Here is a 17835-nt window from a genome sequence, read left to right as displayed (position 1 = left end):
ACGACTAGTAGGAGATGCAATTCTCATGACAGACGCACTCAAGCGCCTCTCCGACGAGGGCGTGGCGATCTGGCTCGACGACCTCTCGCGCAAGCGGATCACCTCGGGCAACCTGGCCGAGCTGATCGACCAGAGCCACGTCGTGGGTGTCACGACCAACCCGTCGATCTTCCAGAAGGCGATCTCCTCGGGCGACGGTTACGAGCAGCAGCTCACCGACCTCGCGGCCCGCAAGGTGACCGTCGAGGAAGCCCTCCGGATGATCACGACGGCCGACGTCCGTGACGCCGCCGACATCCTGCGCCCGGTCTTCGACGCGACGGGCGGCCAGGACGGCCGGGTCTCCATCGAGGTCGACCCGCGCCTGGCGCACAACACCCTCGCCACGGTCGCGGAGGCCAAGCAGCTCGCCTGGCTGGTGGACCGGCCGAACACGCTCATCAAGATCCCGGCGACCAAGGCCGGACTGCCCGCGATCACCGAGACCATCGGCCGCGGCATCAGCGTCAACGTCACGCTGATCTTCTCGCTGGAGCGCTACCGCGAGGTCATGGACGCCTACCTGGCGGGCCTGGAGAAGGCGAAGGCCGCGGGCCTGGACCTCTCCAAGATCCACTCGGTGGCCTCCTTCTTCGTGTCCCGGGTGGACACCGAGATCGACAAGCGGCTCGACGCGATCGGCGGCGACGCGGCCAAGGCCGCCAAGGGCAAGTCCGCCCTCGCCAACGCGCGGCTGGCCTACGAGGCGTACGAGGAGGTCTTCGCCGGTGAGCGCTGGGCCGCCCTCGACAAGGCGCAGGCCAATAAGCAGCGTCCGCTGTGGGCCTCGACCGGCGTGAAGGACCCGTCCCTCAAGGACACCCTGTACGTCGACGACCTCGTCGCGCCGAACACGGTCAACACCATGCCGGAGGCGACTCTGGACGCGGTGGCCGATCATGGGGAGATCACCGGCAACACCGTCGCCGGTGGCTACGACCAGGCCCGTGCGGACCTCGACGCGATCAAGGAGCTCGGGGTCAGCTACGACGACGTCGTCCAGGTCCTTGAGGACGAGGGCGTCGACAAGTTCGAGACGGCCTGGAACGACCTGCTCAACTCGACAGAGGCGGAACTCAAGCGCCTCGCCCCTTCGGAGGGCTGACCACTTTGTCTGGTGTTCCCGGAGCCAACCCGCTCCGTGACGCCCAGGACCGACGGCTCCCGCGCATCGCGGGGCCGTCGGGCCTGGTCATCTTTGGCGTCACGGGCGATTTGTCCCGTAAAAAGCTGATGCCCGCCATCTACGACCTGGCCAACCGCGGCCTGCTGCCGCCGGGCTTCTCGCTCATCGGTTTCGCGCGCCGCGACTGGGAGGACGAGGACTTCGCCCAGGTCGTCCACGACGCAGTCAAGGAGCATTCCCGCACGCCCTTCCGCGAGGAGGTCTGGCAGCAGCTCAGCCAGGGCATGCGCTTCGTGCAGGGCAACTTCGACGACGACGTCGCCTTCGAGACCCTCAGGGCCACGATCGAGGAGCTCGACAAGGCACAGGGAACGGGCGGCAACTTCGCCTTCTACCTGTCCGTGCCGCCGAAGTTCTTCCCCAAGGTCGTCCAGCAGCTCAAGAAGCACGGGCTCGCCGACCAGAGCGAGGGTTCCTGGCGCCGGGCCGTCATCGAGAAGCCCTTCGGCCACGACCTGAAGAGCGCGCAGGAGCTCAACCAGCTCGTGCACGACGTCTTCCCGCCGAACGAGGTCTTCCGGATCGACCACTACCTCGGCAAGGAGACGGTCCAGAACATCCTGGCGCTGCGCTTCGCCAACACGATGTGGGAGCCGATCTGGAACAGGTCGTACGTCGACCACGTCCAGATCACGATGGCCGAGGACATCGGCATCGGCGGCCGGGCCGGCTACTACGACGGCATCGGCGCCGCCCGTGACGTCATCCAGAACCACCTGCTCCAGCTGCTGGCGCTGACCGCGATGGAGGAGCCCGGCTCCTTCCACCCCAAGGCCCTGGTCGCGGAGAAGCTCAAGGTGCTCACGGCGGTGGAACTGCCGGAGGACCTCGGCAAGCACACGGTGCGCGGCCAGTACACGCACGCGTGGCAGGGCGGCCAGGAGGTGCCCGGCTACCTGGAGGAAGAGGGCATCGACCCCAAGTCGAAGACCGACACCTTCGCCGCGGTCAAGCTGACGATCAACAACCGCCGCTGGGCGGGCGTGCCGTTCTACCTCCGTACCGGAAAGCGGCTCGGCCGCCGGGTCACGGAGATCGCGGTCGTCTTCAAGCGCGCCCCGTACCTGCCCTTCGAGTCCGGCGCCACGGAGGAGCTGGGCGGCAACGCCCTGGTCATCCGGGTCCAGCCGGACGAGGGAGTGACGGTGCGGTTCGGCTCGAAGGTGCCCGGCACCTCGATGGAGGTACGGGACGTCACGATGGACTTCGCCTACGGCGAGTCCTTCACCGAGTCCAGCCCGGAGGCGTACGAGCGGCTCATCCTCGATGTCCTGCTCGGTGACGCCAACCTCTTCCCGCGCCACCAGGAGGTCGAGCTCTCCTGGAACATCCTCGACCCGATCGAGGAGTACTGGGACAAGCACGGCAAGCCGGCACAGTACCCGGCCGGAACCTGGGGCCCGTCCGAGGCGGACGACATGCTCGCACGAGACGGACGGAGCTGGCGGCGGCCATGAAGATCGATCTCACGGAAACCACGTCCAGCAAGATCAACCAGGCCCTGGTGTCGGCCCGCCGCGCGGTCGGCGCCCCGGCCATCGGGATGGTGCTCACCCTCGTCATCGTCACCGACGAGGAGAACGCCTACGACGCGCTGAAGGCGGCGAGCGACTCCTCGCGGGAGCACCCCTCGCGGATCATCGCCGTGATCAAGCGGGTCAGCCGTTCGCCGCGCGCCCGCCGCGACGCGCGGCTCGACGCCGAGATCCGGGTCGGTTCCGACTCGGGCTCCGGCGAGACCGTCGTGCTGCGTCTGCACGGTGAGCTGGCCAACCACGCCCAGTCGGTCGTCCTGCCGCTGCTGCTGCCGGACGCCCCGGTGGTGCTGTGGTGGCCCCAGGACGCCCCCGCGGACCCGACGAAGGACGCACTGGGCGCCCTCGCCCAGCGGCGCATCACCGACACCTACTCGGCCGAGCGCCCGATCGACGAGCTGGCGGTGCGCGCGGCCTCGTACCAGCCCGGCGACACGGACCTGGCCTGGACCCGCATCACGCCCTGGCGCTCGATGCTGGCGGCGGCGCTCGACCAGCAGCCGGCGGAGGTCATCTCCGCCACGGTCGAGGGCGAGTCCGACAACCCGAGCTGTGAACTGCTGGCCATGTGGCTGGCGGACCGGCTCGGGGTGCCGGTGCAGCGCACCACGTCCGGCGGCCCCGGCCTGACGGCCGTCCGGATGACGACGAAGAGCGGCGACATCGTCCTGGACCGGGCCGACGGCTCGCTCGCCACGCTCTGCATGGTGGGCCAGCCCGACCGCGCGGTGGCGCTCAAGCGCCGGGAGACGGCGGAACTCCTCGCAGAGGAGCTGCGGCGTCTCGACCCGGACAACATCTACGAGTCCACGGTGAAGTTCGGCGTGGAGCGCCTCGAAAAGGCGGCGGAGCCGGTCACGGCGAAGAAGGCCGCACCGTCCGATCCACCCGCTGCCGCGAAGAAGGCCGCACCGGCGAAGAAGGCGGCGGCCAAGTGACCGTCGTCCCCCAGCTCGTCGTGCACCGCGACAAGGAGCTGATGGCGCAGGCCGCGGCGGCCCGGCTGATCACGAAGATCGTGGACGCCCAGGCCGCACGCGGTCACGCCTCCGTGGTGCTCACCGGCGGACGCAACGGCAACGGCCTGCTGGCCGCGCTCGCCGGGGCGCCCGCCCGGGACGCGGTCGACTGGTCGCGGCTCGACCTGTGGTGGGGCGACGAGCGGTTCCTACCGGAGGGCGATCCGGAGCGCAACGTCACGCAGGCCCGTAAGGCGCTGCTGGACTCGGTGGAGCTGGACCCGTCCCGGGTGCACGCGATGCCCGCCTCCGACGGTCCGTACGGCGGGGACGTCGAGGCCGCGGCTGCCGCGTACGCCGCCGAGCTGGCGGCGGCGGCCGGTCCGGAGGACCACGGTCCGGTGCCGGTGTTCGACGTGCTGATGCTGGGCGTCGGCCCGGACACGCATGTCGCCTCGCTCTTCCCCGAGCTGCCCGCGGTACGGGAGACCGAGCGCACCGTCGTCGGTGTGCACGGGGCGCCCAAGCCGCCGCCCGTGCGGGTCACGCTCACGCTGCCCGCCATCCGGGCGGCCCGCGAGGTGTGGCTGCTCGCGGCGGGCGAGGACAAGGCGGAGGCCGCGGCCATCGCCCTGTCCGGCGCCGGGGAGATCCAGGCCCCGGCGGCGGGCGCGTACGGACGCGGCCGCACACTGTGGCTGCTGGACGCGGCGGCGGCATCCCAGCTGCCGCGCGCCCTCTACCCGCCGGCCTCCGCCTGAGCGGTACGCGGTGGCACGACACGCAGGCCCGGCCCGCTCCTCGGAGCGGGCCGGGCCTGCACCGTACGGAGGACGCGTCCCGCCGTACAGAGGACGCGTCGGCTCACTCCCCCGCCGGGACCCGCTCCAGGAAGGGTTCCAGCAGCCCCTGGACCGCCTCGGACGCAAACTCCAGGCCCTCGGCCACATCCGCGTCGTACACCGTGTACGCACCCGCCCCGGCGGCCGTCGTGGCGGTGACGTTCAGCAGCCCGGCCCGTCGCTGGAAGTACGTCTGGCGCACCGTCCAGCCGATCACCCCGGCCCGTTCCAGCGCCGCGGTGGAGCGGCGCAGGGCACCGGAGCGGGTCACCAGGTACTCCCCGCTGAGGGCGTGCCCGAGACCCCGGTAGGCGATCCGGGCCAGCGCCACCCCGACGGGCAGCCCCACCACCGCGCAGCCGAGCGCGATCCACAGTAGGACGGGTGTCAGCAGGGCGCCGAGGAGCGCGAGGAGGAGGACCGGGGCCAGCACCGCCCACAGCACCCGGCGCAGCCGCCGGCCCCTGGCGGCGGTGGGGTGCCTGGTCAGCGCGGCGCCGGTCGGGGAGGTGGTCTCACGCAGCACGGCGGCGGCCACGGTGTCGGCGACCGGCCGGGGCGCGGCGGGCAGCAGTGTGTTGTGGTCGCCGTGCCGTTCCTCTTCGTCCTTGGCCAGCCCGGTGGTGATGGCGTCGAGCCGGGCGGCGCCCAGCAGCCGGACGCCGAGCGGCTCGACGAGGTCGACCCCGCGCAGCCGGGCCTCCTCGATGGTCACGGACCGGGAGGTGAGCAGTCCGCGCCGGATGCGCAGGGTGCCGCCGGGCTCGCGTTCGAGGCGGTAGTTCCACCACATCTCGACCCAGAGGCCCAGTGCGCCGACGACCCCGGCGAGGACCCCGGCGGCGGCGAGGAGCACGATCACGGAGAGCAGCGAGGTGTCCCGGTAGCGGTCACCGACCCACTCGATCACCTCGCCCTGCGCACCGAACCAGTCGCTGACCTGCAACACGGCACCGGCCGCCGCGCCGCCGAGCGCGGGTGCGACGAAGGAGACGGGTGCGTAGCGGATCCAGCGGGGGTCGAGGGTGACGAGCTTGCCCTCGGTATGGCTGCCGGAGACGGCGGTGAGGCCCCGCTCCAGCAGGGCGCGGCGCAGCCGTTCGCCCTCGGCCCGCAGGACCGGGTCGAGCTCAAGGGTCGACTCGCCGCCGGTGTGCTCGCCGGTGCCGATGCGGACCGTCACGAGCCCGAGGACCCGTTGCAGCGGGTGGGCGGTGAGGTCGACGCTGCGGATGCGTGTCCGGGCCAGCGAGCGCTTCTTGACCAGCAGCAGACCGGTGTGGAGTTCGACGCGGTCGGCGCCCACCCGGTAGCGGGTGCGGCGCCACCGCACGTAGTCGGTGCCCGCGCCGAAGGCGATCAGGAGGGCGGCGCCCGTCAGCACCCAGGCGATGGCGGGGCCGTATCCCAGCCGTCCGGAGAGCCCGAGTGTGGTCGGTACGGCGGCGCCCGCGGCCACGCCCGCGGTGAGGAGGGCGGCGAGCAGGACCGCCCGCCGGTCGAGCCGCCGCCAGCCGTCGGGGGCGGGGGCGGCTGTGTCCGCCGCGCCCTTCGTGCCCGCCGTGCTCATGTGGCGTCGCCGGGGGTGTCCTGGGTGATCCGGGTCAGCCGTTCCGCGAGTTCGGCGGCCAGCTCGTGGTCGAGGCCCTCGATCCGGACCGCGCCCTTGGCGGAGGCGGTGGTGACGGTGACCGTGGCGAGCCGGTAGAGCTGTTCGAGGGGGCCACGCACGGTGTCCACGGTCTGGATCCGGGACATCGGTGCGATCCGCCACTCCTGCCACAGTGCCCCCGTACGGACGTACACCGCCTCGTCGGTGACCTCCCAGCGGTGGGTGCGGAACCACCAGAGGGGGAGCAGGACGGCGCAGCCGGCGCCGAGGACCGCCAGGACCGCGGCGCAGAGCAGCAGCCAGAACCGGGCGGACGTGAGGAACACGCCCAGCACGGCCAGGACCACCACCGGACCGGCGGTCAGCAGCAGCCACCGGGTCCGCCACCAGCCGACGACCCGCGGGTCCAGCGTGTGGACCGGCGGCCGCAGCCGTACCGTCCCCTCCCCCCTGGGCATGGGCTCAGCGCCCCCTGCGCTCGCGGTAGGCGGCGACGAGCGCGGCGGTCGAGCTGTCCAGCTGCTCGGCGCCCTTGCCCTCCGTCAGCACCGGCTCGATCTTCTTGGCGAGGACCTTGCCGAGCTCGACGCCCCACTGGTCGAAGGAGTCGATGTTCCAGACGGCGCCCTGGACGAAGACCTTGTGCTCGTACAGCGCGATCAGCTGGCCGAGCACCGAAGGCGTCAGCCGGTCGGCGAGGATCGTCGTCGTCGGGTGGTTGCCCCGGAACGTCTTGTGCGGCACCAGCTCCTCGGGGACTCCCTCGGCGCGCACCTCGTCCGGCGTCTTGCCGAAGGCGAGCGCCTGGGTCTGGGCGAAGAAGTTGGCCATCAGCAGGTCGTGCTGGGCCACCAGTCCCGGCAGCAGTCCGTCGACCGGCTCGGAGAAGCCGATGAAGTCCGCCGGGATCAGCTTCGTGCCCTGGTGGATCAGCTGGTAGTAGGCGTGCTGACCGTTGGTGCCGGGGGTGCCCCAGACGACCGGTCCGGTCTGCCAGTCCACCGGATTGCCGCCCCGGTCCACCGACTTGCCGTTGGACTCCATGTCGAGCTGCTGGAGGTACGCGGTGAACTTGGACAGGTAGTGGCTGTAGGGCAGGACCGCGTGCGACTGGGCGTCGTGGAAGTTGCCGTACCAGACTCCCAGCAGGCCCATCAGGAGCGGGGCGTTCTCCTCGGCGGGGGCGGTGCGGAAGTGCTCGTCGACGAGGTGGAAACCGTCGAGCATCTCGCGGAACCGGTCCGGGCCGATGGCGATCATCAGCGAGAGGCCGATGGCGGAGTCGTACGAGTAGCGGCCGCCGACCCAGTCCCAGAACTCGAACATGTTCGCGGTGTCGATACCGAAGTCCGCGACCTTCTCGCCGTTGGTCGAGAGCGCCACGAAGTGCTTGGCCACCGCGTCCTGACCGGCCCTCAGGCCGGTCAGCAGCCAGTCGCGGGCGGAGGTGGCGTTGGTGATCGTCTCGATCGTGGTGAAGGTCTTCGACGCGATGATGAACAGCGTCTCGGCCGGGTCGAGGCCGTGCAGGGCCTCGTGGAGGTCGGCGCCGTCGACGTTGGAGACGAAGCGGAAGGTGAGCGAGCGGTCCGTGAAGGAGCGCAGCGCCTCGTACGCCATCGCGGGGCCGAGGTCGGAGCCGCCGATGCCGATGTTGACGATGTTCTTGATCGGCTTGCCGGTGTGACCGGTCCACTCGCCCGACCTGACGCGCTCCGAGAAGGCGGCCATCTTGTCGAGCACCGCGTGCACGGCCGGCACCACGTTCTCGCCGTCGACCTCGATCACGGCGCCCCGCGGGGCGCGCAGCGCGGTGTGCAGGACGGCGCGGTCCTCGGTGGTGTTGATCTTGTCGCCGCGGAACATGGCGTCCCGCAGGGCAGCCACTCCGGTGGCTCCGGCGAGCTCGCGCAGCAGCCGGAGCGTCTCGTCGGTGACGAGCTGCTTGGAGTAGTCGATGTACAGGTCACCGACCCGCAGTGTGTATCCGGTGCCGCGCTCCGGATCGTCCGCGAACAGTTCGCGCAGGTGGGTCGCCCCGAGCTGCTCACGGTGCTTTCCCAGCGCGGTCCATTCCGGCGTCTGGTTGAGCCTGGTTCGGCTTTGTGCGTTCATCCCGGACATCAGCCCATTTCTCCTCGTCACCGCAGTTCCCCGCTGCCCCTCCAACCTAATTGATCAGAGGGGAGGACGGGACGGCGGCGGGCTGCGGCACGGCGGAAGCATTCCGGCCGGACACCCGTGGGGTGTCCGGCCGGTGAACCATCAGATCTCGCCGCGGAGTTTCGCGAGGGCCTCGGCGAGGATCGCCTCGCCGTCCTCGTCGCTGCGCCGCTCGCGCACGTACGCGAGGTGCGTCTTGTACGGCTCGGTGCGCGGCGGGTCCGGCGGGCTGTCGCGGTCCTGGCCGGCCGGGAAACCACAGCGCGGGCAGTCCCAGGTCTCCGGTAGTTGCGCGTCATGGGCGAAGCTCGGCTGCGTCTCGTGCCCGTTGGAGCACCAGAAGGAGATGCGGGCCCGTGGCGCGGACTCGCCGCGCTCGGCCTCCCCCATCGGCCCCGCTCCGACCCGGCTTCCCCGGATCGCGTTGCCACTTGCCACGGTCGTAACTCCCTGCGTGATGGTGCTCGAAGATGCCCCAGTCTACGTAAGGCCCAACGCGCGTCCAGTGAAAGGAGTTACACCCTCACAGGAATCACGTACGACGGGTCAGCTGTCCAGCTTGATGAGCAGACCAAGCACCACAATGCATGCGAACCAGGCAAGACCGACCACGACGGTGATCCGGTCGAGGTTGCGCTCGGCGACCGAGGAGCCACCGACGGACGACTGCATGCCGCCACCGAACATGTCGGAGAGACCGCCGCCCTTTCCCTTGTGCATCAGCACCAGCAGCATCATCAGCAGGCTGAAGACGATCAGGGCGATCTCGAACGCCAAAATCACGGCTGGTCCCTACTTTCCGGAAATTCCTGGACTGCTATACGAAGACTGCTATGCGAACAACGGGGGCCGGGAGGCTCAGCCTCCTCGGCCCCCGCAAGGGTACGACGGATCCGCGCTACCGCATACTCACTGCTCGCGGAAGCGGACGATCTTGACGAACTCGTCGGCGTCCAGTGCGGCGCCGCCGATCAGCGCGCCGTCCACATCGGGCTGCGCCATGATCGCGGCGACGTTGCCGGACTTGACCGAGCCGCCGTACTGGATACGGACCGCGTCGGCCAGCTCCTGCGAGTACAGCTCCGCGAGGCGGCCGCGGATCGCACCGCAGACCTCCTGCGCGTCGTCCGGGGTGGCGACCTCGCCGGTGCCGATGGCCCAGACCGGCTCGTAGGCGATCACGATGGACTCGGCCTGCTCGGCCGGGACGTCCTTGAGCGCGCCGTCGAGCTGGGCGAGCGTGTAGGAGACCTGGTCACCGGCCTTGCGGATGTCCAGGCCCTCGCCGACGCAGAGGATCGGGGTCAGTCCGTGCTTGTACGCGGCCTTCACCTTGGCGTTGCAGACCTCGTCGGTCTCCGCGTGGTACTGGCGGCGCTCGCTGTGGCCCACGGCGACGTAGGTGCACTTCAGCTTGGCGAGCATGGGACCGGAGATCTCACCGGTGTACGCGCCGGAGTCGTGCGCCGAGATGTCCTGGGCGCCGTACTTGATCTTCAACTTGTCGCCGTCGACCAGCGTCTGCACGGAGCGCAGGTCGGTGAAGGGCGGCAGGACGGCGACCTCGACGGCGTCGTAGTCCTTGTCGGCCAGGGCGAAGGAGAGCTTCTGGACGTGCGCGATGGCCTCAAGGTGGTTGAGGTTCATCTTCCAGTTGCCCGCCATCAGCGGGGTGCGGGTGGTCATGAAAGGTCAGTCCTCCAGTGCGGCGAGGCCGGGAAGCGTCTTGCCCTCAAGGTATTCGAGGCTGGCGCCGCCACCGGTCGAGATGTGTCCGAACGCGTTCTCGTCGAAGCCCAGGATGCGGACGGCCGCGGCGGAGTCGCCACCGCCGACCACGCTGAAGCCGGACGAGTCGACGAGGGCCTGGGCGACCGCCCGGGTGCCCTCGGCGAAATCGGGGTGCTCGAAGACGCCCATGGGACCGTTCCAGAAGACGGTGGCCGCGTCGGCGAGCTTCGATGCGTAGAGCTGGTTGGTCTCCGGACCGTTGTCCAGACCCATCTGACCGGCCGGCATGGCGTCGGCGGCGACGGTGCTGGCCTGGGCCGGGGCCTTGGTCTTGAGGTCGGGGAACGCCGGGGCGACCACGACGTCGACGGGGAGCACGAACTCCACGCCCTTCTCCTCGGCGCGCTTGAGGTACTCCAGCACCACCGGGATCTGGTCCTCCTGCAGCAGCGAGCTGCCGACCTCGTGGCCCTGGGCCTTGAGGAAGGTGTACGCCATACCGCCGCCGATGAGGATGCGGTCGGCCCGCTCCAGCAGGTGGTCGATGACGCCGAGCTTGTCGGAGACCTTGGCGCCGCCGAGGACGACCGCGTACGGCCGCTGGACGTCGTCGGTGAGCTTCTTCAAAACGCCGACCTCGGTGGCAATGAGGTAGCCCGCGTAGTGCGGGAGCCGCGCCGGGAGGTCGAAGACCGAGGCGTGCTTGCGGTGCACGGCGCCGAAGCCGTCACCCACGTACACGTCGGCGAGCTCGGCCAGCTGGTCGGCGAACGCGCCGCGCTCGGCGTCGTCCTTCGACGTCTCGCCGGGGTTGAAGCGGAGGTTCTCGATGACGGCGACCTTGCCGTCGGTGAGGGCGGCGACCGTGGCGCGGGCGGACTCACCGACCGTGTCGGTCGCGAACGCCACGCCGGTCCCGAGCAGCTCACCGAGCCGGGTGGCCGCGGGCGCCAGCGAGAACGCCGGGTCCGGGGCGCCCTTGGGGCGGCCCAGGTGCGAGGCGACGACGACCCGGGCACCGGCGGCGGCCAGCTTCTCCACGGTCGGCTGGACGGCGCGGATGCGGCCGTCGTCGGTGATGGTGGTGCCGCTGAGCGGCACGTTGAGGTCGGCGCGGACGAATACGCGCTTGCCGGTGACCCCTTCGGCGAGAAGTTCGTCGATCGTCTTCATCTTCTGCACTCCTTGGAAGGACGAGAGAGCATGCAACGGGGCTCGAACGGCGCTTCGTTGCGCTGTTCGAGCCCCGTGCTCACATCGAGGTGCCTGCCGATTCGAGGGTCAGAGCTGGCTGCCGACGAAGACGGTCAGGTCGACGAGGCGGTTGGAGTAGCCCCACTCGTTGTCGTACCAGCCGAGGATCTTCACCGTGTTGCCCTCCTGGACCATGGTCAGGGAGGAGTCGAAGGTGCAGGACGACGGGTCACTGACGATGTCGGAGGACACGATCGGGTCCTCGGTGTACGTCAGGAAGCCCTTGAGGTCGCCGTCGTCGGACGCCTTCTTGAACGCGGCGTTGACCTCGTCCTTGGTGACCTCGCGCTGCAGGGTCACGACCAGGTCGGTGGCGGAACCGGTCGGGACCGGGACACGCATCGCGATGCCGTCGAGCTTGCCCTTGAGCTGCGGGAGGACCAGAGCGGTCGCCTTGGCGGCGCCGGTCGTGGTGGGGATGATGTTCTCGGCGGCGGCGCGGGCGCGACGCAGGTCCGAGTGCGGGAAGTCCAGGATCCGCTGGTCGTTCGTGTACGCGTGGACCGTCGTCATCAGGCCCTTGACGATGCCGAAGTTCTCGTCGAGAACCTTGGCCATCGGCGCCACACAGTTGGTGGTGCAGGACGCGTTGGAGATGACGTGGTGGTTGGCCGCGTCGTACTTGTCCTGGTTGACGCCCATCACGATGGTGATGTCCTCGTCCTTGGCCGGAGCCGAGATGAGGACCTTCTTCGCGCCGCCCGCGATGTGCTTGGCGGCGTCGGCCTTCTTGGTGAAGATGCCGGTCGACTCGATGACGATGTCGACGCCCAGCTCACCCCAGGGGATGTCCGCCGGGTTGCGCTCCGAGAGCACCTTGATGGTGTGACCGTCGACGGTGATGGTGTCGGCGGTGTGGCTGACCTCTGCCTTGAGCCGACCCAGAATGGTGTCGTACTTCAGCAGGTGAGCCGTGGTCGCAGTGTCACCCAGGTCGTTGACAGCCACGATCTCGATGTCCGCACCCTGCTCCAGCAGCGCGCGGAAGTAGTTACGACCGATGCGGCCAAAGCCGTTGATGCCTACGCGGATCGTCACGAACCGATCTCCTCGTTAGGGACGCCGGTTTTAGACGCCGGCGAGTGTGTATGGGATGTCCCCGACCGCCTACGACCCTACCTCTCCGAGGCGGCCGGGGTGACATCGAGCAGGGCCGGAAGAACCACGAAGACCCGTACTCCTCGGTAGGAGTACGGGCCTCCGGTTGTCCGGCCCGGTCCGCTGCGACGATTACGCGGTGTCAACGTCCCCGGGACCGTGGCGCGTTCCCGCGCCGCCCGACGGGGGACACGCCCTGATCAGCCGACCAGCCCGTCGGCCAGCTCTTCACTGAGGGTGGACTCCGTGCTCGGGATGCCCAGGTCCTGGGCCCGCTTGTCGGCCATCGCGAGGAGCCGGCGGATGCGGCCCGCGACGGCGTCCTTGGTCAGCGGCGGATCGGCCAGCGCGCCCAGCTCCTCCAGGGAGGCCTGCTTGTGCTCCATGCGCAGCCGTCCGGCCGCCGCGAGGTGCTCCGGCACCTCCTCGCCCAGGATCTCCAGGGCGCGTCCCACCCGGGCCCCCGCGGCCACGGCGGCCCTGGCCGAGCGGCGCAGGTTCGCGTCGTCGAAGTTGGCGAGGCGGTTGGCGGTGGCGCGGACCTCGCGCCGCATCCGCCGCTCCTCCCAGGCCAGCACCGACTCATGGGCGCCGAGCCGGGTGAGCAGGGCGCCGATCGCGTCGCCGTCGCGGACGACGACCCGGTCCACGCCGCGCACCTCGCGGGCCTTGGCCGCGATGGAGAGCCGGCGGGCGGCGCCGACCAGCGCGAGGGCCGCCTCCGGCCCCGGGCAGGTCACCTCCAGTGACGAGGAGCGACCGGGCTCGGTGAGCGAGCCGTGTGCCAGGAACGCCCCGCGCCAGGCGGCCTCCGCATCGCAGGTGGCCCCCGAGACCACCTGCGGGGGAAGGCCGCGGATGGGACGGCCGCGGCCGTCCACCAGACCCGTCTGCCGGGCCAGCTGGTCGCCGCCCGCCACCACGCGTACGACGTAGCGGGAGCCGCGCCGCAGCCCGCCGGGGGCCATCACGATCAGCTCCGAGCTGTGCCCGAAGATTTCGAGGATGTCCCGCTTCAGCCGGCGCGCCGCCATCGCGGTGTCCAGCTCCGCCTCGATCACAATCCGGCCGCTCACCAGGTGCAGCCCACCCGCGAACCGAAGAATCGCCGAGACCTCTGCCTTCCTGCAGCAGGTCCGGGTTACGGGAAGCCGAGAGATTTCGTCCTTCACCGCTGGCGTCATCGCCATGGGCCGATCCTTCCATGCATCCGAAAAATACGGTCGTACGCGGCGGCCAACAGCTCCGGATCATGAATCGGAACGCCGTCGGGTGAGGCCACCGGCGCCAGCTCGACCGCGGCACCGAGCCGTTTTGCGGCATCGGCGAGGGACTCGCGGTCGGGCACGGCGGCCTGGTCGGCCAGCACCACGTCCAAGGCGAGTTTAGGGGCGTGTCGTCCCAAAACCTCCAAATGACGCTGCGGAGAGAAGCCATCTGTTTCACCGGGTTGCGGCGCGAGGTTCAGCGAGAGGACCTTCCGGGCCTTCGTTTCGATCAGCGCGTCCAGCAGATCGGGGACGAGCAGATGGGGGATGACGGAGGAGAACCAGGACCCCGGGCCGAGCACCACCCAGTCCGCGTCCAGGACCGCCGCGACGGCTTCCGGGACGGCCGGCGGGTCGGCCGGGACGACGTGCACGGACTGCACCTCGCCCGGGGTCAGCGCCACGGTGGCCTGGCCCCGGACCGTGTCCACCTCGTCCGGGCGCTCCGGGTCGTGTCCCCGTACGAGCGCCTGGAGCTCCAGCGGCACGGCGGACATCGGGAGCACCCGGCCGTGCGCCCCGAGGAGCCTGCCGACCAGGTCCAGGGCCTGGACGTGGTCACCGAGCTGCTCCCACAGGGCGACGATCAGCAGATTGCCGACGGCGTGCTCGTGCAGATCGCCCTTGGACTGGAAGCGGTGCTGGATGACCTGGGCCCAGGTCTGGCCCCAGTCGTCGTCGCCGCACAGGGCGGCCAGCGCCTTGCGCAGGTCGCCCGGCGGCAGGACGCCCAGCTCCTCGCGGAGCCGGCCGCTGGAGCCGCCGTCGTCCGCGACGGTGACCACGGCGGTCAGATCACCGGTGATCCGCCGCAGCGCGGCCAGCGAGGCGGACAGCCCCATGCCGCCGCCGAGCGCGACGACCTTGGGCTGTGCGCCGCGCTTGCGGCCGGACAGCGCGGAGGTGGCCCTGCTCAGCCGGCGCAGACGCAGATTGCGACTGGTCACTCGCGCCCCATGTCCCGGTGGACGAGCACGGTCTCGATCCCCTCGGTGGCGAGCCGGGCCGCCAGCTTCTCCGACATGGCCACCGAGCGGTGCTTGCCGCCCGTGCAGCCCACGGCGATGGTCACGTACCGCTTGCCCTCGCGGCGGTATCCGGCGGCGATGAGCTGGAGCAGCTCCGTGTACTGGTTGAGGAACTCCTTGGCGCCCGGCTGGTCGAAGACGTACGCGGAGACCTCCTCGTTGAGCCCGGTGAAGGGGCGCAGCTCGGGGACCCAGTGCGGATTGGGCAGGAACCGGCAGTCCACCACGAGGTCGGCGTCGACCGGGAGCCCGTACTTGTAGCCGAAGGACATCACCGTGGCCCGGAGCTCCGGCTCCTCGTCACCGGCGAACTGGGCGTCCATCTTGGCGCGCAGCTCGTGCACGTTGAGGCTGGAGGTGTCGATCACCAGGTCGGCGTCGCCGCGCAGCTCGCGCAGCAGGTCGCGCTCCGCGGCGATGCCGTCGACGATGCGGCCGTCGCCCTGGAGGGGGTGCGGGCGGCGGACCGACTCGAAGCGGCGGACCAGGGCGTCGTCGGAGGACTCCAGGAAGACGATCCGCCGGGTGACGCCCTTGGCCTCCAGGTCCGCGAGGGACTCCCGGAGGTTGTCGAAGAAGCGGCGGCCGCGCACGTCCACGACCACGGCGATCCGGGCGACGTTGCCCTGGGACCTGGCGCCGAGCTCCACCATGGTGGGGATCAGCGCGGGCGGCAGGTTGTCCACGACGAACCAGCCGAGGTCCTCCAGGCACTTGGCCGCGGTGCTGCGCCCGGCGCCCGACATGCCGGAGATGATCACCAGCTCGGGGATGGCGGCGGCGCTGTCGGCCGTCTCGGCCGGGGTGCCCGCCGAGGTGCCCGCCGAGGTGCCCGCCGGGGTGCCCGTACTCACGTGTCCTGCTCCGTCTGCTCGGTCTGCGCGGTCGTGCCCTTGTTCGTGTTCGCGCTCAGTCATGTCGTACTGCCCCCGTCGTCCTCTTCGATGATCTCTCCTGTGGCCGTGTTCACGGCGGGCGCGGCCGGGGTGGTCGAGGCGAGCGCGACGGCCACTGACTCCGCCGTTCTGCGGCCTATCCCCGGAACCTCGCAGATCTCGTCGATTGTCGCCTGCCGCAGCTTCTTCACGGAGCCGAAATGCTTGATCAGCGCCTGCTTCCGGGTGTCGCCGAGCCCGGCCACGTCGTCCAGGGGGCTGGAGCGGACCCGCTTGGCCCGTTTGGCGCGCTGGTAGGTGATGGCGAACCGGTGCGCCTCGTCGCGGATGCGCTGGAGGAGGTAGAGGCCCTCGCTGGAGCGGGGCAGCACCACCGGGTCGTCGTCGTCGGGCAGCCAGACCTCTTCGAGGCGCTTGGCGAGGCCGCAGACCGCGATGTCGTCGATCCCCAGCTCGTCGAGCGCCCGCTTGGCCGCGGCGACCTGGGGCTGGCCGCCGTCGACCACGAGGAGCTGCGGCGGGTAGGCGAACCGCTTGGGCCGGCCGTCGTCCTCGCGGGGCTCGGCCGAGGAATCCGGGACGGGCCCGGTGGGCGCGGGGCCGGTGGGAACGGGGGCGGTGGGAACGGGGCCGGTGGGCGCGGGGGCGGGGGCGGGCCCGGACGGCTGTTCGGGCGTCTGCGCGGGGGGCTCCTCCCACTCCCCCGTGTGCTCCTTCTCGTGCAGGTAGCGGCGGAAGCGCCGGCCGATCACCTCGTGCATCGAGCGGACGTCGTCCTGTCCCTCGAAGCTCTTGATCTGGAAGCGGCGGTACTCGCCCTTGCGGGCCAGTCCGTCCTCGAAGACCACCATCGACGCCACCACGTCGTCGCCCTGGAGGTGGGAGATGTCGAAGCACTCGATGCGCAGCGGGGCCGTGTCCAGGCCGAGGGCCTCGGAGATCTCCTCCAGGGCCCGGGAGCGGGTGGTCAGGTCGGAGGCGCGCTTGGTCTTGTGCAGCCCCAGGGCCTGCTGGGCGTTGCGCTGGACCGTGGCCATCAGGTCCTTCTTGTCGCCGCGCTGCGGGATGCGCAGGCTGACCTGGGAGCCCCGGCGCTCCGCCAGCCACTGGGAGACCGCGTCCGGGTCCTCGGGGAGGGCCGGGACGAGGACCTCCTTGGGGACCGCGTCCCCGGCCTCCTCGCCGTACAGCTGCTGGAGCGCGTGCTCGACGAGCCCGGAGGTGTCGACGTTCTCCACCTTGTCGGTGACCCAGCCGCGCTGGCCGCGCACCCGGCCGCCCCGGACGTGGAAGATCTGGACGGCGGCCTCCAGCTCGTCCTCCGCGACCGCGATGAGGTCGGCGTCGGTGGCGTCGGCGAGCACGACGGCGCTCTTCTCCATCGCGCGCTTGAGCGCCTCCGCGTCGTCCCGGAGCCGGGCCGCCCGCTCGTACTCCATCTCCTCCGCCGCCGCCGTCATGTCCTTCTCCAGGCGGCGGATGTAGGCGCCGGTGCGGCCGGCCATGAAGTCGCAGAAATCGTCGGCCAGTTCGCGGTGCTCCTCGGGGGTGACCCGGCCGACGCAGGGGGCCGAGCACTTGCCGATGTAGCCGAGGAGGCAGGGGCGGCCGGTCCTGGCGGCGTTCTTGAAGACGCCGGCGGAGCAGGTGCGGACGGGGAAGACCCGCAGCATCAGGTCGACCGTCTCGCGGATCGCCCAGGCGTGGCCGTACGGACCGAAGTAGCGCACGCCCTTCTTCTTCGCCCCGCGCATCACCTGCACGCGCGGGAACTCCTCGTTGAGCGTGACGGCGAGGTACGGATAGCTCTTGTCGTCGCGGTACTTGACGTTGAACCTGGGGTCGTACTCCTTGATCCAGGAGTACTCCAGCTGGAGCGCCTCCACCTCCGTGGAGACGACGGTCCACTCCACGGACGCGGCGGTGGTCACCATCGTGCGCGTACGCGGATGGAGGCCCGCCAGGTCCTGGAAGTAGTTGGCCAGGCGCTGGCGCAGGTTCTTCGCCTTCCCGACGTAGATCACCCGGCGGTGTTCGTCGCGGAATTTGTAGACCCCCGGGGAGTCGGGGATCTGTCCCGGCTTGGGGCGGTAGCTGGAGGGGTCTGCCATGTCTCCCACCCTACTTGCGGGCGGTGACAACGCGGCGTGCGCACGGGTGGCGCCGGGCTCCGGGACACGGGTTGGGGGCACGTGTCCCGGAGCCCGGGGTCTTCGGGGGCGGG

The 17835-nt window shown here is 70.6% G+C and carries 16 protein-coding genes; 4 read left to right on the top strand and 12 right to left on the bottom strand.

Annotated features, from left to right (window positions below):
- Positions 1-25: 25 nt before the first annotated feature.
- From tal to pgl, 4 genes are read left to right on the top strand one after another with little or no spacing between them, the layout of a single operon-like run.
- Positions 26-1144: a transaldolase gene (tal, locus tag ACZ601_RS12655; protein ID WP_469536376.1), complete on the top strand. Its 1119-nt coding sequence runs from the start codon at positions 26-28 to the stop codon at positions 1142-1144.
- Between the two features lie 5 nt (positions 1145-1149).
- Complete coding sequence (gene zwf / locus ACZ601_RS12650) at positions 1150-2682, top strand: glucose-6-phosphate dehydrogenase (protein WP_440575041.1); 1533 nt, start codon at positions 1150-1152, stop codon at positions 2680-2682.
- Positions 2679-3698 carry a glucose-6-phosphate dehydrogenase assembly protein OpcA gene (gene opcA / locus ACZ601_RS12645; protein ID WP_469536374.1) on the top strand — a complete coding sequence of 340 codons (1020 nt, stop codon included), beginning with the start codon at positions 2679-2681 and terminating at the stop codon, positions 3696-3698. Before zwf ends, opcA begins: the two co-directional genes overlap by 4 nt.
- On the top strand, positions 3695-4480 hold the full coding sequence (gene pgl / locus ACZ601_RS12640) for a 6-phosphogluconolactonase (protein ID WP_469536372.1): 786 nt from the start codon (positions 3695-3697) through the stop codon (positions 4478-4480). Before opcA ends, pgl begins: the two co-directional genes overlap by 4 nt.
- A gap of 103 nt (positions 4481-4583) precedes the next feature.
- Here the strand turns inward: pgl and ACZ601_RS12635 are convergent, their stop codons facing one another.
- The 12 genes from ACZ601_RS12635 to uvrC form a co-directional block, all read right to left on the bottom strand.
- Complete coding sequence (locus tag ACZ601_RS12635) at positions 4584-6131, bottom strand: PH domain-containing protein (protein WP_469536370.1); 1548 nt, start codon at positions 6129-6131, stop codon at positions 4584-4586.
- Positions 6128-6631, bottom strand: coding sequence for a PH domain-containing protein (locus ACZ601_RS12630; RefSeq protein WP_469536367.1), 504 nt, complete (start codon positions 6629-6631; stop codon positions 6128-6130). Before ACZ601_RS12630 ends, ACZ601_RS12635 begins: the two co-directional genes overlap by 4 nt.
- 4 nt (positions 6632-6635) lie before the next feature.
- Complete coding sequence (gene pgi, locus ACZ601_RS12625) at positions 6636-8288, bottom strand: glucose-6-phosphate isomerase (RefSeq protein ID WP_469536364.1); 1653 nt, start codon at positions 8286-8288, stop codon at positions 6636-6638.
- 150 nt (positions 8289-8438) lie between these two features.
- Positions 8439-8774: an RNA polymerase-binding protein RbpA gene (locus ACZ601_RS12620; RefSeq protein WP_440575035.1), complete on the bottom strand. Its 336-nt coding sequence runs from the start codon at positions 8772-8774 to the stop codon at positions 8439-8441.
- Positions 8775-8882: 108 nt separating this feature from the next.
- Positions 8883-9119: a preprotein translocase subunit SecG gene (secG, locus tag ACZ601_RS12615; RefSeq protein ID WP_311306347.1), complete on the bottom strand. Its 237-nt coding sequence runs from the start codon at positions 9117-9119 to the stop codon at positions 8883-8885.
- Positions 9120-9245: 126 nt separating this feature from the next.
- On the bottom strand, positions 9246-10022 hold the full coding sequence (gene tpiA / locus ACZ601_RS12610; RefSeq protein ID WP_469536361.1) for a triose-phosphate isomerase: 777 nt from the start codon (positions 10020-10022) through the stop codon (positions 9246-9248).
- A 6-nt stretch (positions 10023-10028) separates the two neighbouring features.
- Complete coding sequence (locus ACZ601_RS12605; protein ID WP_469536358.1) at positions 10029-11240, bottom strand: phosphoglycerate kinase; 1212 nt, start codon at positions 11238-11240, stop codon at positions 10029-10031.
- A gap of 108 nt (positions 11241-11348) precedes the next feature.
- Positions 11349-12359, bottom strand: a complete 1011-nt coding sequence (gene gap / locus ACZ601_RS12600) for a type I glyceraldehyde-3-phosphate dehydrogenase (protein ID WP_390090689.1) — start codon at positions 12357-12359, stop codon at positions 11349-11351.
- A 260-nt stretch (positions 12360-12619) separates the two neighbouring features.
- A complete protein-coding gene (gene whiA, locus ACZ601_RS12595; protein ID WP_024494235.1) occupies positions 12620-13609 on the bottom strand; it encodes a DNA-binding protein WhiA in 990 nt (329 codons plus the stop codon).
- Positions 13600-14634 carry a gluconeogenesis factor YvcK family protein gene (locus tag ACZ601_RS12590; protein WP_469536354.1) on the bottom strand — a complete coding sequence of 345 codons (1035 nt, stop codon included), beginning with the start codon at positions 14632-14634 and terminating at the stop codon, positions 13600-13602. Before ACZ601_RS12590 ends, whiA begins: the two co-directional genes overlap by 10 nt.
- The gene (gene rapZ, locus ACZ601_RS12585; RefSeq protein WP_469536351.1) at positions 14631-15632 is read right to left on the bottom strand and encodes an RNase adapter RapZ; all 1002 of its coding nucleotides are present in this window, start codon (positions 15630-15632) and stop codon (positions 14631-14633) included. The genes ACZ601_RS12590 and rapZ overlap by 4 nt, the downstream gene beginning before the upstream one ends.
- Entirely contained in the window at positions 15629-17722 is a 2094-nt protein-coding gene (uvrC, locus tag ACZ601_RS12580; RefSeq protein ID WP_469536350.1) for an excinuclease ABC subunit UvrC, read from the bottom strand. Before uvrC ends, rapZ begins: the two co-directional genes overlap by 4 nt.
- Positions 17723-17835 lie beyond the last annotated feature (113 nt).

It is taken from the genome of Streptomyces sp. NPDC104307, from assembly GCF_055584045.1.
Note: the sequence above shows the minus strand (reverse complement) of the source record. Positions and strands in the feature narration are given on the sequence as shown.